The 15,102-nt window shown below is 71.2% G+C and carries 13 protein-coding genes and 1 tRNA gene; 8 read left to right on the plus strand and 6 right to left on the minus strand.

What is annotated here, in order from left to right; translation table 11 throughout:
* Positions 1-124: 124 nt before the first annotated feature.
* The 3 genes from SXIN_RS15930 (at position 125) to SXIN_RS15940 (ending at position 3,606) form a co-directional block, all read left to right on the plus strand.
* Positions 125-2,491 (plus strand): sensor histidine kinase, encoded by a 2,367-nt coding sequence (locus tag SXIN_RS15930; RefSeq protein ID WP_095757138.1) that lies wholly within the window; start codon positions 125-127, stop codon positions 2,489-2,491.
* On the plus strand, positions 2,488-3,168 hold the full coding sequence (locus tag SXIN_RS15935; RefSeq protein ID WP_019707249.1) for a response regulator: 681 nt from the start codon (positions 2,488-2,490) through the stop codon (positions 3,166-3,168). The genes SXIN_RS15930 and SXIN_RS15935 overlap by 4 nt, the downstream gene beginning before the upstream one ends.
* Positions 3,169-3,282: 114 nt before the next feature.
* A complete protein-coding gene (locus tag SXIN_RS15940) occupies positions 3,283-3,606 on the plus strand; it encodes an SCO4225 family membrane protein (protein WP_019707248.1) in 324 nt (107 codons plus the stop codon).
* Between the two features lie 100 nt (positions 3,607-3,706).
* Here SXIN_RS15940 and SXIN_RS15945 read toward each other — a convergent pair whose 3' ends face one another.
* The gene (locus SXIN_RS15945) at positions 3,707-5,458 is read right to left on the minus strand and encodes a PE-PGRS family protein (RefSeq protein WP_095757139.1); all 1,752 of its coding nucleotides are present in this window, start codon (positions 5,456-5,458) and stop codon (positions 3,707-3,709) included.
* Between the two features lie 794 nt (positions 5,459-6,252).
* Between SXIN_RS15945 and SXIN_RS15950 the strand changes: the two genes are divergently transcribed.
* Positions 6,253-6,861, plus strand: coding sequence for an FG-GAP-like repeat-containing protein (locus SXIN_RS15950; protein WP_157916295.1), 609 nt, complete (start codon positions 6,253-6,255; stop codon positions 6,859-6,861).
* Between the two features lie 293 nt (positions 6,862-7,154).
* Here SXIN_RS15950 and SXIN_RS15955 read toward each other — a convergent pair whose 3' ends face one another.
* From SXIN_RS15955 to SXIN_RS15975, 5 genes are all read right to left on the minus strand, one after another.
* Positions 7,155-7,541 carry a hypothetical protein gene (locus tag SXIN_RS15955; protein WP_019707245.1) on the minus strand — a complete coding sequence of 129 codons (387 nt, stop codon included), beginning with the start codon at positions 7,539-7,541 and terminating at the stop codon, positions 7,155-7,157.
* A gap of 280 nt (positions 7,542-7,821) precedes the next feature.
* On the minus strand, positions 7,822-8,286 hold the full coding sequence (locus SXIN_RS15960) for a peptidoglycan-binding domain-containing protein (protein WP_019707243.1): 465 nt from the start codon (positions 8,284-8,286) through the stop codon (positions 7,822-7,824).
* A 583-nt stretch (positions 8,287-8,869) separates the two neighbouring features.
* Entirely contained in the window at positions 8,870-9,304 is a 435-nt protein-coding gene (locus SXIN_RS15965; protein ID WP_019707242.1) for a PIN domain-containing protein, read from the minus strand.
* Entirely contained in the window at positions 9,301-9,540 is a 240-nt protein-coding gene (locus SXIN_RS15970) for a ribbon-helix-helix protein, CopG family (protein ID WP_019707241.1), read from the minus strand. The genes SXIN_RS15965 and SXIN_RS15970 overlap by 4 nt, the downstream gene beginning before the upstream one ends.
* 186 nt (positions 9,541-9,726) lie before the next feature.
* Positions 9,727-9,800, minus strand: a tRNA-Gly gene (locus tag SXIN_RS15975).
* 675 nt (positions 9,801-10,475) lie between these two features.
* On the opposite strand from SXIN_RS15975, the gene dcd reads away from it, so the two are divergent.
* The 4 genes from dcd to SXIN_RS16000 all read left to right on the plus strand — a co-directional run bounded on the left by dcd (position 10,476) and on the right by SXIN_RS16000 (position 15,015).
* Positions 10,476-11,051, plus strand: a complete 576-nt coding sequence (dcd, locus tag SXIN_RS15985; protein WP_019707240.1) for a dCTP deaminase — start codon at positions 10,476-10,478, stop codon at positions 11,049-11,051.
* A gap of 387 nt (positions 11,052-11,438) precedes the next feature.
* Positions 11,439-12,782, plus strand: a complete 1,344-nt coding sequence (locus tag SXIN_RS15990; RefSeq protein ID WP_039820269.1) for an ice-binding family protein — start codon at positions 11,439-11,441, stop codon at positions 12,780-12,782.
* A 549-nt stretch (positions 12,783-13,331) separates the two neighbouring features.
* Positions 13,332-13,883: a DUF5819 family protein gene (locus SXIN_RS15995; RefSeq protein ID WP_337589351.1), complete on the plus strand. Its 552-nt coding sequence runs from the start codon at positions 13,332-13,334 to the stop codon at positions 13,881-13,883.
* The gene (locus SXIN_RS16000) at positions 13,873-15,015 is read left to right on the plus strand and encodes an HTTM domain-containing protein (RefSeq protein ID WP_095757140.1); all 1,143 of its coding nucleotides are present in this window, start codon (positions 13,873-13,875) and stop codon (positions 15,013-15,015) included. Before SXIN_RS15995 ends, SXIN_RS16000 begins: the two co-directional genes overlap by 11 nt.
* Positions 15,016-15,102 lie beyond the last annotated feature (87 nt).

The following is a 15,102-nucleotide window of genomic DNA, read 5'->3' on the forward strand; positions in this document are numbered from 1 at the left end:
CTCGTGCCGCGGGACGGTTGGCGCGTCGAACCGCGGGCGGGGACTCTGCACCTCAGGTAAGAGACCGGAATCCCCCTCCAGCCGGAGCCGGGCCGCTCACCTGCGGCCATAGCCTTGCTCCGACATGAAGCGAACCGACGACCGGCTGCTCCCGGTCCTGCTGATCTGCGCCCAGGCCGTGGTGTGGCCCGGGGCGGCGCTGGTGCGCGGGGCCGTCCCGCCCGCGTCCGCCCTTCTCGTGGCGGCCCTGGTCGCCGGCGTGGTGACGGCCGCGCTCGCGCTCCGCCGTGCCCGCCCGGTGACCACCCTCGTCGTGGTCGCCGCGGCCTGCGCGCTCGGTGCGGGGCCGCTGCCCACCGGGGCGACGGCGGTCCTCGGCACCGCGGGCGTCGCGCTCGCCCTGTTCACCCTCGCGACCGAACGCGACGCCTTCACCGCCGTGTTGTGCGTGGTGGCGCTCGCCGCCTGGCAGCTTCTGTACAACCTCAGCCTGCACGGGCTCAGCGACCGCGACGGACTCGACCTCGTCCTGACCTCCGTGCTGTACGCCGCGGCGTGCGGCGCCGGCCTCCTCGTACGGCGGGCCCGCCGCGGGCGGGAGGCGGCCGAGCGGCTGCTGCGCCGGGCCGAGTCCGAGCGCCACCGGCTCCCCGCGGTCGAGCGGCGCCGTATGGAGCGGGAGCTGCACGACGTCAGCGCCCACCATCTGACGGCCGTGGTGGTCACGGCGGGGGCGGCCCTCGGGCTGCGCGACCGCCGCCCCGAACTGGCCGCCGAAGCACTGGAGTTCGCGGTCGAGACCGGCCGCGAGGTCACCCGCGCGCTCGGCGCGGTACGGGCGCCGGCGCCCTCCCGCGAGGACGCGCCGTCACCGGAGGAGAGACTGCTGGACCTGGTCGCCGGGTTCCGGCGCCTGGACCAGCGGGTGGACTGCGAGATCGACCCCCTGCCGGACGGCACCCTCGCGGACGCGGCGTACGGCATCGTGCGCGAGGCGCTGACCAACGTGGCACGGCACGCCCCCGGCGCGGACACGCGGGTGCGCGTCCGGTACGGCGACGCCCGCACGGACGTCCGGGTCACGAGCGCGGCACCGCCGCCCGGCGCGGTGGCGCACGGCGCGGGGCTCGGCGGCGGCCGCGGCCAGGCCTTCCTGAGGTCGCGGGCCCGCGAGGCGGGCGGCACCCTCACCACCGGCCCGACGGCGTCGGGCGGCTGGGACGTGCACGCGGTCCTGCCCGGCCGGACCGCGGCCCCGGTGGAGCGGTCCGTACCGCGGAGCTATCGCCTGGCGCAGCTGACGGCCGCCGTCGGCCTGGTCGTGCAGCCGCTGCTCCCGCTGCTGGTCATCCGGGCGGAGGAGATGCCGAGCGGCGGGCGGGTGTCCGCGGGCGTGCTCTTCGCACTGCTGGTCGCGGCGCAGGCGGTCGCGCTGCTGTGGCTGCGCCGTGCGCCTCGCGCGGCCCTCGCGATCCTGTTCGGTCTGGCCCTGCTCTGGCCGGTGGCGATGGCCACGGGCGGCTACACCGGTCCGGTGGTGCTGCCCCCGGCGCTGAGCCTGCTGGCCACCTGCGCGGCGCTCGCGGCGGACGCCGCCGCTACGGCGGCCGGCCCGTCCCCCGCGGGGAACCGGCCGCGCCTGTCCCTCCCGGCGTTCCCGGCCCTCCCGGCCCTCCCGGCCCTCCCGGCTCTTCCGGTTCTCCCGGCCGCGGCCGTGGCGGCGCACGCCGCGGCCGCGACAGCGGCCGTCCTGGACCGGGGCACGACGGTCCCTGTCTGGGCGGTCGTCGCGGGGGCGACGGCCGCGGCGTCCCTGGCGGTCGGCGCGGCCCGCCGGGCCGGTGCCCTGCGCGGGCGGCGCGACCGGGCCGCCCGGGGCACGCGGGAGGAACGCCTCGCTGCCTGGACCGGGGATGCCGTACGGGACGCGTGGGCCGAACGCCGCAGGATCGCCGCCGGGCTGGAGACCACCGTCCTCTCCCGCACCGCCGGCATGGTCGCGGAGGCGGAGGCGGGCCGGCTCTACGTGACCGCCGAACGCGCCCGCGAGGCCCTGGCCGCGATGCGCGCCCTGCTCGACGCGGTACGGGAGGGCGAGACGGGGCCCGACCTGCGGCCGCAGCCCACTCTCCAGGCGCTCGACCTGCTCGCCCACCAGCTCCGCGCCACCGGCCGCGACGTCGAGATACGGCTGACCGGCCGCGTACCGGAACGCCTGCCCACCGCCGTCGACCTGGCCGCCTACCACGCCGCCGAGACGGTGCTCGCGGCCGTCGGCGAGGAACCGGCGGTGCTCGAACTCGACGCGGACGAGGATAGGTTGACGCTCACGGCCACCGGAGTGCCCCGCGCCGCCGACCCCGGCGTACGGGAGCGGCTGACCACACGGGTCACGGCACTCGGCGGCACCCTGACCACCGGCCCGCGGGGCACCGTCCGCCTCCGGCTGCCCCTCGTGGCCGCGCCGGGCGACGAGAAGAGGGAACGATGAGCCTCAAGGTGCTGGTCGTCGACGACCAGGGCATCGTCCGGGCGGGGTTCGCCGCCGTGATCGACGCCCAGGAGGACATGACGGTCGTCGGCGAGGCCGCCGACGGCGCCCACGCGGTACGGCTCGCCGAAGAACTGGCACCCGACGTCGTCGTCATGGACGTCCGCATGCCCGAACTGGACGGCATCGCCGCCACCCGCATCATCACCGGCCGCCCGGACGCGCCCCGCGTCCTCGTCCTGACCACCTTCGACCTCGACGCGTACGTCTTCGACGCCCTGCGCGCCGGCGCCTCGGGCTTCCTCCTCAAGGACGTCCACCCCTCCGAACTGCTCGACGGGATCCGGGTGGTGGCGTCCGGCGAGAGCGTGCTCGCCCCGTCCGCGACCCGCCGCCTGATCAGCCACTACACGTCCGGACCGCGCACCGTGCTTCCGGTCGGGAGCTCCCCCGAGCTGGACAGCCTGACCGGCAGCCAGCGGAACGTCCTCACCCTGGTCGCGTCCGGCCTCACCAACGCGGAGATCGCCGAGCACCTCGGCATCACCGTGGGCACCGTCAAGTCCCATGTGAACGCGGTGCTCCGCAAACTCGGGCTGCGCGACCGGGTCCAGGCGACGATCCTCGCCTACGACCTCGGCCTCGCCCGCCCGAACCCACCGGGCACCCACCTCTGAGCACCGCGACGCACCGGACCGCGACACACCGGACCGCACCGCGACGCACCACACCGCACGACCACACCACGACCGCACAGCACAGCACAGCACCGCAACCAAGGAGCCCACCCCGTGACCGGTACCGCTTCCGGCAGATCCGCCCTCCACCGCCTGCGCGGCGCCTTCGGCGTCGCCGGCCTCGCCTACCTCGCGCTCTGTATGGGCCTGCTCGTGTGGGCGATCGTGGTGTCCGCGACCGACGACTCCGGTGAGTCCATGGCGGGTGTCCTCCCGATCTTCGCCGCCGCCCCGGGCAGCCTCGTGTTGCTGGTCCTGCCGGAGAGCGCCGTGATGCTCGTCGTGGCGATCCTCTTCGGGGCCCTGGTCAACGCCGCGATCATCGGCTGGTGCACCCGCGCCCTGCGCCGCGGCGGCCGCCCGGACCCGGCACCCTGACCACGCGGTCCCGCCGCCCCGGGACCGTGCCCGGGATCTCGGCGACCCGGTCCGGCCTAGGGCGGGCCCGGAGCGGCCGTCCACACGACCGGCGGCGCCACTACTGCGGGCGCGGGCCGACGAGTTCCCGGTACAACGCCTCGACCTGCGGCGAACCCTGCTCCTCGGCCTGCTTCAGGCGGTCGACCCACTCCTCCTTGATCTCGTTCAGGAACGTGAGCCAGCTCCCGCTGTCGTGCCCCGCGCCCATGTCCTGCAGGTCCACCAGGCGCTGGTTCTGTTTCAGGCTTCCTTCGCCGATCTTGTCGCCCTTGTGGCCGTGGAGGACGCTCTCGGGGTTGGCCGTGGCCTCGCTGGAGCGGAAGTCGTGCTGGTAGCCGACCGGGCTGGGGGCACCCGGGCCGATGGTCTCGATGCCGACCATCAGCGCACCGTCCTTGTCCCCGGTCGGCTTGTGGAAGACCAGCAGCATGTGACCGTGCGACCCGTCCGGCAGGATCACGTCGCCGTTCCAGTCCATGGAACCGAGGCCGCCGCCGGAGAGGTCGTGCCCCAGCAGTGCCGGACGGTCCGGTCCCAGGCCGGAGACCGGCAGGGCGAGCGCGTTCGTCAGGCTGGCGGGGATTTCGCCCTTCTCCTCGAACTTCCCCCGCCTGCCCGCGGTGTTCGGCTCGATGGACACGCGGTGGGTCGCGAACCCCCGGGGCTTCACATGCTCTCCGGGCTCGCTTTCCCCGGGCTTCCCTTGTTTCGGCCGGGTGACGCCCAGGAAGTCCGTGAACGCGGTGGGCGACTCGCCCTCGCCCAGGGCCGGGATGCGGATGGTGACCCGGCCGCCGTGCGCCAGCGCGCGGATGACGTCCTTCCCGTGGTCGGCCACGTGGGCCTTGCGTCCCGCGTCGTAGAGCTGCAGCCCGTGCCGCAGCACGAGGAGGACGTTGGTGAGCAGCTCGCGGGCGCTCTTGTCCTTGTCCTGGTGCGCCTCGGTGAGTTCGTGTGCCCGGGGGTGCATGCGCCCCGCCGGGATGCCGGCCGGATGCAGGGTGTCGATGGCCGTCCGCCGTATCTGCTCGTCCCGCTCGTCCTCCAGTGTCCGCTTGTCCTCCGGCGGGACACCGGGGGCCCGGGTGGTCATGAACCGGCCCAGCGTGTAGTCCGGAGAGGCCGGGGGAGCCTGGCCGGCGGCGCGCACCGCCGGGTGGTTCATACGGAGGGCGATGGTCGCGGTCAGCACGCGTTTGCCCGCGGCGAGTCTCAGCCAGTCCTTGAACGGGCCGCCCGTGTACTTCTGGGCCTCCTCATAGGTGCCGATGCCCACCTTGCGCAGCCACTCGGGGTTGACGGTGGAGAGGTGCTGGATGTCCGCGAGGTCCTGGTCGTTGAAAGGCTCACCACGCAACACCCGCCGGTCCAGGGTCTTCCTCAGCCGGGCCGGCCCCTCGACCATCCAGTGCTCGGGCCACCATGTGCCGGGAGCGAAGATGTTGACCTTCATCTTCTGCTGCACCGTGTGCTGCTCGATCGACTGACTCAGCCGGGCGATCACCGCCGCGCCCCGGTCGTTGCCCCGGCCCGCCTGCTCCGCGGGCGCGGACTGCTCGCCCGGCCCGGCGGATTGCTCCGGGGCGGACTGCCCCGCACGCTGCACCGTGGCCGGTGCCGGATCCGGGACCCGGCCGGCGGCCTCGGCCCCGGCACGCTGCCCCGCGGATGCCCCGGCGCCGCCGCCCGACGCCACGCGCTGCAGATGACCGATCCACGCACCCGACACCGTGGCGGGCGGCCGGTCGGTCCGGGACGGTGTCGCCGTCCCGCCACTGGCTCGACGGCCTTGTCTCTCGTGGGAGTGCATGAGCGTTCTCCTCGACGACTGTGTCCGGACCGTGCCAGTCGTACGCCTCTCCACCTCACGAAGGAAGGCCTGTGAGGGCAGACTTGGCTGCCCGCAACCTCCCGCCGGGTGTGGCCACCGCTTCAGCGGCTCCGGTGCCGTCTCGCCTCGTCTTCCGGGGGCTGCCGCGGTCTCAGGAGACGTACGACGGCGGCGTTCCCCGCCGCGTGCTGCAACAGGTCCAAGCGCGTGACGACGTTGCTCTCGGGAGCGGACCGCGCGATGCTCACGCCCGTCCCCGTCCCCGTCCCCGAACCGGTACCGGCGACCAGCGGCTCAGCAGCCGCTGAGCACCCCTCGTCGGCGCCTTCCCCTCCCGGCCCGCCGGCCGGCTGCTCTGCAGACATCCCCCACCTCGCGCCCGTATGCGCCCGGCCCGCGCGTGGAAGCGGGGGATTGGCGCACCGGGTCGTTCACCTCCGATTCGCCCTGGGAACGTACGGCGGCGGCCGGAAATTTCCACGATGCGCCCTGATCGGTACACGTCGGCGGAGCCACACGCGAACAGCACAACTCCGCTTTCCCAAGAGGGACTTGTGTGAACAGCGCCACTCTCCCGACACCCGTAGGATCTGCCGTGGCCATCGGACTCCGGGGAAAGGGGCCACGCCGTGCGCGGTGGGGGAGGGAGACCCGGGCGGGTGCGGTGCGCACTGGCGCTCGCCGCGTCGACTGTCCTGGTGGCCGGGTGTGGCGGCGACGGTCTGGGCGATCCGCCTCCGCGCCCGACCGATGGGCCGGCGATCAGCAGTTGTGTGACCTCTTCCGGGGACCTCGTGGCCGACCTGAACGCCGACGGCACGGCCGACCGTGTCTCTCCTCCTTCTCCCACAGGCGCCGGCCTGACCATCACCTTCGGAGCCGAGAACGGGCAGGACACGGAGGTGGAGCCCCGGGACCTGGTCGGAGACGACGGTGAGGACGCGGTCGACGTGCTGGCCGTCGTGGCCGACTTCGACCGGGACGGCTGGAACGACCTCTTCATCGCCGCCACCGGTGCGAAGGGCGGTGACGACCCGTTGGATCCCGACGTCTCCGAACTGCGGCGCGGACCGTTCTCGCCGCGCGGACGCGGACAGAGCGCTCACCCGGTGGACCTGTACGAGCCGCGTGCCGTCACCGTCGCCGACTACAACCACGACCGCTACCCGGACCTCGCGTCCTACGGCCACGAGGGCGACGGCGTCTACGCGACCACGGCCCGCCTCGGCGGCGAGAAGGGCCTCGACCCGGAGTTCGATGAGGGGAACAAGCCGTACGAGAAGGTGGCCGAGCGCACCGGCCGGATGACCCCCGACTCCATGCCCGAGGCCGACCCGACAGCATTCCACCCGCCCTGCGCCGGCGACGACGGCCCCGGCTGACGAGCCCGAGACGGACCGAGCCTTTGGGCAACCCGGGTGACAGCGCACTCGTGCGGCGGGGATCAGCGACGAGGGGGGCAGCCGACCGGCTGTGGTTGACCGTGGCTCTCCGCTTGTACCGGCACGCCTTTGGCGCGGACGACGTGCTGAGAGAGGACACGGTGTGTGCCCCCGCTCCGGCGGGACGGGACGGGACGGGGCGGGGATCCGGCCGCGCGTCTGACGCTTCATGATCCACTTGCGTTCCTGCGGCAAGAGCCGGGGAAAGCCGGCTCCCGCCTCCCAGGAAGGATTCATGTGCTTCTCAGACGCACCGTGCTGACCGTGGCGTTCGTTGTTGCCGTCGGCCTGCCGATGGCAGGGACCGCCGCGGCCGAGCAGAAGACGGCGGCCGGCTGGATCACCGCCACCGACTGCTCCTCCGGCTCTCCCGCCTTGGCCGCGCTCACCCCGTGAGCGGGGACACCGCCGGCCCCTTCGTGCAGAACGCCGAGGACGGCGTCCTTCCTCCGAAGGGCTCTGCCCTGGCGTACATCCAGCGCGACGACACCCGCGTCCCCCAGGAGGAGGGCCGCATATACGCCCGGAATCCGGTGATCGCCGACACCGACGGCGGTGACCAGCGTGTCCTGGTCCAGGGCATCCGGCCCGAGACCGGCGAGGCCCTCTGCGTCGGGCATCCCGGCTGGTCCCCGGAGGGCGGCGGATCGTCTACAACAGCCCGCGCGGCATGGAGTGGGTCAACACTGACGGCACCGGGCAGGAGGTGCTCACGCCGAGCGGCGGCGCGGGTACCTTCTCGCCCGACGGCAAGAGCATCGCCTTCGTCGAGACCACCGGGTACGGCCTGAGCGTCGTCACCGTGGCCACCGGGCCGCAGGTCCGGTCGAGGTGGCAGGCAGCCGGAGTGCGACTGCCTGCCTTTCTCAGCCGGAGACGCGGTTCATGCGCGGTTTTGGATCAGCAGATGCTGACGGCCTTGTCGCCGAACCTCTTGAACGCTGCCCGGGTGCCGTCCCCGGCGATTCCGTCGATCGGGCCGGTGTAGCCGTAGACGCTCTTCAGCATGCGCTGCAAAGCCTTGATCGTGTTGGGCCCGGGGATGCCGTCGATCGCGTCGTTGTAGTCCCAGTACTCGGCGAGGGGCCGCTGCAACGCCTTCCAGCTATTAGTGCCGAGCAGCCCGTCGATCGCGTCGTTGTAGCCCCAGTCCACCGCCAGGCAGCGCTGGACCGCCTTGGCCTGGGTGGTGCTGAGGCCGAAGTTGTACACCGCGAGCGTGCCGACCTCGCCAGTCACCGCCGTCTGCTTGACAGCCGTGGCGGTCGCGGCGGAGCTGACAGTCGCGCCCGCGAGGCTCCCGGCGGCGATACCCGCCGCGGCGATGATGGCGACGGCAGTCCGTTTCAGAGTGTTCAGTCGCATGCTTTCCCCCTGTTATGCCACGGAGCGGCTTCTGGTCTGGCTCCGCCGGTACCGCTCCAGGAAGTCCGGCGACCTCACGTTGGCATGACGGTGCTGACACGGGAACCTGGAAAGTTCCAGGGCATCTGGGCTTATCTTCAGCCCCACTGCTGTTTGGGGGACAGCCGGAGTACGGCCGAAACAGGCAACCGCAGTAATGCGGGTACCTGATCTTGAGCTGGAGCCGCGTCCGCGCAGGTTGTCACGGCCGCTGTCGCGGCAAACATGCGGTTTGCCGCAACAGGCCGATATGGCGTCACGGCCAAGTGACTTGCGGGATCGTGCCTCAACGGCACCCTTCTGCCGTACTCCGGTCGCCCTCGAAGATGGAGCGCCCGCAGGCGCAGCCGAGCACGAACGACCTTGACTCGGGCCGAAGGACGGCCACCATCACGGCACCGAGGAAGGACCCCAGCACCCCGAGAGGGTGTCAAAACTCACCGGCATCCCCCGGCCTGCGGAACACGAACCGCTGTCGCATGGACTGCCCGCCGCCCGCCGGTGACTGCGGCTTCCGGCCCTTCAGGACGGCGACAACTGCTTTTTACAGGTCGTCGGGCAGAAGTCGAAAGGCGTGATTGCCGGTGAGGGGGGTGACGGCTCTGAAGTCCCGGCGGTCGAGGGTCAGGATGGTCTCGGTGTCGTACGCCTCGGCCAGGACGACGTTCACGGCGTCGGTCAGATCGAGCCGCAGGGCCGCGTAGCGGTTCTGGACAACGCGGGCCTTGCGCATTGTGCCGGCGGACAACTCGGGGATGGCCAGGCGTCCGGTTCGCTCTTGGGCCAGCAGCCAGTCATTCACTGCGTAGGCGGCTCTGCGGTTGACGTTGCGCGTGGTGATGTGCTCGATCTCCAAGATCACCAGTGGCGATACAACGGTCAGTGCAGCCTGGCGCAGGGCGGTCCGAGAGGCTTCGTGTTCGGGGTCCGACGCGTTGAGGGCAGCCACCAAGCCGGAGGTGTCACCGATGACGATCACTCGGTGTCCGCCACGCCATCCGATACCGCTCGGTCGATCTCCTCGGCACTAACCGGGCCCCCAAAGTCCAGGCTGGGGATGTCCCAATCCTCGTCCCAGCGTCGGGTGCGCAGGGCCGCGAGGTGGAAAGCCTCCCGGAAGTACTCCGACTCCGGCCGTCCCTCGCGCGCTGCCGCTTCCTTGATCAGCGCGAGATCCTCCTCATCGACCATGACGGTCGTCTTCTTCAGGCTCATGTGGTTATGGTACCTCAGCCATAACCATGCCTCTGGGGTCCTTCCGACGGCAACCGCCCATCCCGTGGCTCGGGGATTGCCTTCGCGCCAGGGGAGAGTGGCCTTCCGATGCGGATCTAGTGCAAGGTGCTTGGAGCGGTCCAAAAGCCCAAAAAAGCCCCGGGCCTCTGGCCTGGGGCTTTCGCGTGGAGCGGGTGACGGGAATCGAACCCGCGCTCTGAGCTTGGGAAGCTCATGTTCTACCATTAAACTACACCCGCGAGGAGGGGCCGTTGGAGGCGCCTCACCGTCGCATACTGTACCCCATCGTGACCCCCGGCGTAGGAGCCGTGGGGTCTTTTGCGTTGTTCGGGAGGGGGCGGGGCCGGTGTGCGGAACCGGTGGGGATTCGGTGGGGCGGGAAGCGCGGGAGGGGACGGGGAGCGGTTATGGGGTGCGGGAGTTGGGGCATACGGTGGGGCGGAGAGCCGCCTCGGGTGGCGTCGGGTCCATCCCCTAATGTGGCCTTCGTCCGTCCACGCTTCATGGGGATTGGGGAAAAGGACTCGATGCAGCACACCGTCGTCCGCTGTGCCGAAGGGCACGTTTTCAGCACCGCTTCGTTCCCGATGCAGAACCTCGGCAGTGGCAGGCTCGGGCCCGGCCGGCTGCTGCGGTGCCCGCGCTGCGCCCGGCTGCGTCACTCGGTGCCGGTCGGGCAGGGGAAGCGTTAGCGGGAGCGGTCTCCGGCTCGGGGAGCAGTCAGATGCTTAGGCTCCGGTGTCCGGTCCGGGCTCTGCGCCCGGGCCCGGCACCCGGCGGCCCGGTGGCCGGGGCCTCCCGGCCGCCGGTGAGCGGTCGTTGAGCGGGTTGCGGCCCGCGGATGGGGGGAGAGAGCGACGTGTGGGCCCGGGGCGATTGGGCCGGGCCCGCGTCGGCCGCGTAACCTTCGGTCCGTGCTTCTCTCCGACAAGGACATCCGGACCGAGATCGACGCCGGACGGGTGCGGATCGATCCCTACGATCCCGCCATGATCCAGCCGTCGAGCATCGACGTGCGGCTGGACCGCTACTTCCGGGTGTTCGAGAACCACCGGTACCCCCACATCGACCCCGCCGTCGAACAGTCCGATCTGACGCGGCTGGTCGAGCCCGAGGGGGACGAGGCGTTCATCCTGCACCCCGGCGAGTTCGTGCTCGCCTCGACCTACGAGGTCATCACGCTGCCGGACGATCTCGCCTCCCGGCTGGAGGGCAAGTCCAGCCTCGGCCGGCTCGGGCTGCTGACCCACTCCACCGCCGGCTTCATCGACCCCGGCTTCTCCGGCCATGTGACGCTCGAACTCTCCAACATGGCCACGCTGCCCATCAAGCTCTGGCCCGGGATGAAGATCGGGCAGCTCTGCATGTTCAAGCTCGCCTCACCGGCGGAGCACCCCTACGGCTCCGCCGCATACGGCTCCCGCTACCAGGGGCAGCGCGGGCCGACTCCTTCGCGCTCGTATCTCAATTTCCACCGGACCCAGGTCTGAGGCCCCCGTCGCCTTGATGCGGTGACGGCACGCCCCTCGACGGGCGGTGCGCAAAACGGCTGTTCCGCGAGCTTCCCTTACTTTTCGTCGCGGCCATGAGGCCCTTTCGTGGGCATTCTTGTGGTGTGATGGAAATCTTCAGTCGGCATATGTGCTCGTGTGGTTATGTGATGTATTTCGATCACCCATGGCCGATATTGTCGTAATTCACTCAAATGCGCTGTGTTGTGACGTTCTCCAGCGGCTGATCTGGCGTTTGATTCGGGGGTCGAAGAACAGAGCGTTGAACCCTGATGCCGTCGTTATGGGGAAAGGCAAAACGGTTCGGCGTGCCGGCCAAGAGCCGTGAAAAATTCCTCACAATTCCGCGCAGGAGTAGGGCTCGCCATGACACTGAACATCTCTTGTGTGCCTCGTTGGCGCACGCTTTCCACCTGGATCGCGGCCGCCCTGGCCGTGGCAGTCGCCACCTTCGCGGTGGCCATGATGCCGACGCGAGCGCACGCCATCGCAACGGCCGTCCCGCTCGGCACCGCCGACTCCTTCGCGGTGCTGGCGGGTCAGTCGGTCACCAACACCGGTCCGACCGTGGTGACCGGCGACCTCGGAGTGAGCCCGGGAACGGCGATCACCGGATTTCCTCCCGGCCTGGTGATCGGCAGTGTGCATTCCGCCGATGCCGTGGCACTGCAGGCAAAGACCGACTTGACCACCGCATACATCAACGCCGCCAGCCAGGCTCCGGATGCCAGCATCTCCGGTGACCTGGGCGGCCTGACGCTGACTCCGGGTGTCTACAACGCCTCTTCCTCCATCGGACTCACCGGCACACTCACGCTGGACGCCCAGGGCGACCCCAACGCGGTGTGGGTGTTCCAGGTCGGATCGACGCTGACGACGGCGTCCGCCAGCCGCGTGCTCCTGGTCAACGGTGCCTCGCCGTGCAACGTCTTCTGGCAGGTCGGGAGTTCCGCCACGATCGGCACCGACTCGACCTTCGTCGGCACGATCCTGGCCCAGGCGTCGATCACCGTCACTTCGGGGGCGACCATCGACGGCCGCGCGCTGGCGCGGAGCGGCTCCGTGACGATGGACAACAACAGGATCACGCGGCCGTCGTGTGCGGGCACCACCACCGGCGGAACCACCGGCGGGACCACTGGGGGAACCACTGGTGGGACCACCGGGGCGACCACGGGCGGGACCACCACCGGTACCACTACGGGCGGAACGACCACAGGCCTGGTCGGCGGCCTCATCGGCGGCCTCTTCCCCGGCGGCACCACGGGTGCCACAACGGGTGCCACCACAGGCACCACAACGGGTGCCACCGTGGGCAGCACCGCGGGCGGGTTCCCAGGGTTCCCGGGCGGCACCATCGCCGGGACGACGGGCGGCGACGACGGTGGCCAGACCATCGGTGGTGGAGACGGCGGCAAAGACCACGGCAAGCACGGCAAGCACGGCAAGCACCACGGTGATCATGGTGGCAAGCACCATGGCGAGCACCACGGCCAGCAGTGCGAACACCCCGGCAAGCACGGCAAGCACCAGGGTGAGCACCACGCCAAGCACGGTGAGCACCATGGCGAGCATCACGCCCAGAAGGGTGAGCACGGCAAGCACCACAGCAAGCACCACGGTCAGCACTGCGGCCACCATGAGCACGAGAAGCACAAGGACCGGCGAGGTCATGAGGCCCATCAGGGCCACACCGGCAACCACGTGTGATGGTCACGAGGGGCGTGCCTGATCTCGGCTCGGGCCGGGAGAGCGGGAAGGCGTAGCCGGCCTCCCGTACCACCCCCTCTGCCGGTTCCCCACCGGGCAGTTGCCCTCCCTCAGTGGCTCGCGGACACGCGCGCAGCGCGGTGGGACGGACGGTGCGCGGCGGATCCCCCGGGGTACCGCCGCGCACCGTTCGAGAGCACCACCCGGAAACCCGGAAGCCCCGGAAGCCCGGAAACCGGAAAGGGAACGGCCTCGGCGCGGAGCCGTCGGGCGACGCGCGCAGCGGGGTTGTCGAGCAGCGGAACGAGAGCAGTCAGAACGGAAGGACCGAGTGCGGCCGTGACGAGTGCCACCCCATCACTTCACGTCGGAGAACCGGACGGCGCGCCGGATGGCGGCCCGGCCGGCGAAGACCGGACCACGGAGCCCGTGAGGCCTTCCCCGCAGGGATCCGGCCGAGGATTCGCGGGACTCTCGCGGCCGGTGAGGACGGCCGCCGGCGGCGCGGTGATCTTGTGCCTGGTGGTGTCCCTTCTCCATGTACTTCTGGTGTTTCTGCATATCGCGCCCTCGAACAGGATCTCGCAGCATTACGGCAAGCAGATCAACGCTTGGATCTACCCGCTCTTCGAACAGAACTGGCGGCTCTTCGCGCCGAACCCCGAGTCCGTCAACCACCGGATCTCGGTGCGGACCCTGCGGACTTCCGCCGACGGCGACGCTCACGTCAGCGGCTGGTTCGACCTGACGGCCCTCGACACCTCCGCCGTCGAGCACAACCCGTTCCCGAGCCACACGGCGCAGAACACTCTCCGCCGCGCCTGGACGGCCTATCTCGAGACATACGGCGGCGAGGACGAAGCACGCTCGGACCGGGCCCTGATGATCCGGGACTACCTGCGGAACATCGCGGCGGAGCGCGTCCGCGCCCATCGGCCCGGGCCCGGCGACTTCACGTCGATCCAGCTGAGGGTGGTCACGCAGCCGATCGCCCCGCCCCGCCCGGAGGGCGGTCCCGCGGCGGCTGCGCCCGCCCCGCCCCCCGCGCCCGCGAACACCAGGCATCTCCCGTGGTGGAAGGTGGCGAACCATGCCGGCTGAGCAGGCTTCTCTTCCCGCGTCCCCGTCGCCCCGTACGGACCCGGGGACCACCGGGGCGGGCGCACGGCGGCGGTCCGGCCGCCTCGCCGCGCTCCGCACCACCCTGACCGAGCGGCCGGTCTCCCTCTACGCGGCATCGGTGCTGCGGATCGGGTACGGCCTCCTCTATCTCGCCTTCCTGCTGCGGGAGTTCCCGCACCGGCACGAGATCTGGGGCCCGGGCTCCCCCTGGACCCCCGCCCTCGCGGCTCAGCTGTTCGAGCAGACGGGCTGGTCGAGCATCCTCCTGCTGTCCGACAGCCGCGTGTACTTCGAGTTCTGCTACGGGCTGGCTCTCCTCACCTCCGCTCTCTTCATGCTGGGCTGGCGGACCCGGGCGATGTCCGTGGTGTTCGCCGTCGTGGTGGCCTCCTTCCACGCGCGGGCCATCCTGATGACGGACGGGGGAGACAATCTGATGCTCCTCATGGCCGTCTACCTCTGCTTCACCGCCTGCGGCCGGCGCTGGTCCCTCGACGCGCGCAGGCGCCGGCTCCGGGCTTCCGCGAGCGGGGCCGGGTCCCCGCCGGCCGGGGCGGAGGCGGACGCGTCCCGTCTTCTGCCGCAGCTCGGCGCCGCTCGCCGGCTCCTGGTCACCGTGGCGCACAACTGCGGTCTCTTCGTCATCGCCGCCCAGGTGTGCCTGCTCTACGGTTCCGCCGGTCTGTACAAGGTGCAGGGCAGCTTCTGGGCGGACGGGACCGCGCTGCACTACGTCGTGAACCTCGACCTGTTCCGGCCCTGGCCCGCGCTCTCGCAGATGGTGGACGAGCGCTGGCTGTTCGTCGCCGCCGCCGGCTATCTGACGGTGCTCCTGCAGCTGGCCCTGCCGTTCGTTCTGTTCGGGAGGTTCAAGTACCCCGTCCTGGTCATGCTGCTCGGCATGCACCTGGGCATCGCCGTCCTCATGGGGCTGCCGCTGTTCTCCGGCGCGATGATCGTCGCGGATGCCGTGTTCCTGCCGGACCGCTTCTACCGGGCCCTGGCCGAGAGGGGGCGGCGCGCGGTCCGGCGGGTGGCCTCCGGGGGCGGGCGGAGCCCGTCCCGGTCGGACGCCGCGCTGGTACCGCCGCAGCCCGGGCCGGCCGGATGACGGCCGGTGCACCACCGGCACGGTGAGCCGGCCGGAGGATGCAGGAGGGCCCCGTTCCGTGACGGAGCGGGGCCCTTCGGTACGTGG

It is taken from the genome of Streptomyces xinghaiensis S187, from assembly GCF_000220705.2.
GTDB lineage: Bacteria > Actinomycetota > Actinomycetes > Streptomycetales > Streptomycetaceae > Streptomyces > Streptomyces xinghaiensis.

Bases quoted from the DNA above. Each gene is read 5' to 3' on its own strand.
- SXIN_RS15935 (WP_019707249.1), top strand. From the start codon at position 2,488: ATGAGCCTCAAGGTGCTGGTCGTCGACGACCAGGGCATCGTCCGGGCG.
- SXIN_RS15960 (WP_019707243.1), bottom strand. From the start codon at position 8,286: ATGCGACTGAACACTCTGAAACGGACTGCCGTCGCCATCATCGCCGCG.
- SXIN_RS15955 (WP_019707245.1), bottom strand. From the start codon at position 7,541: ATGCCCGACGCAGAGGGCCTCGCCGGTCTCGGGCCGGATGCCCTGGAC.
- SXIN_RS15930 (WP_095757138.1), top strand. From the start codon at position 125: ATGAAGCGAACCGACGACCGGCTGCTCCCGGTCCTGCTGATCTGCGCC.
- SXIN_RS15990 (WP_039820269.1), top strand. From the start codon at position 11,439: ATGACACTGAACATCTCTTGTGTGCCTCGTTGGCGCACGCTTTCCACC.
- SXIN_RS16000 (WP_095757140.1), top strand. From the start codon at position 13,873: ATGCCGGCTGAGCAGGCTTCTCTTCCCGCGTCCCCGTCGCCCCGTACG.
- SXIN_RS15970 (WP_019707241.1), bottom strand. From the start codon at position 9,540: ATGAGCCTGAAGAAGACGACCGTCATGGTCGATGAGGAGGATCTCGCG.
- SXIN_RS15945 (WP_095757139.1), bottom strand. From the start codon at position 5,458: ATGCACTCCCACGAGAGACAAGGCCGTCGAGCCAGTGGCGGGACGGCG.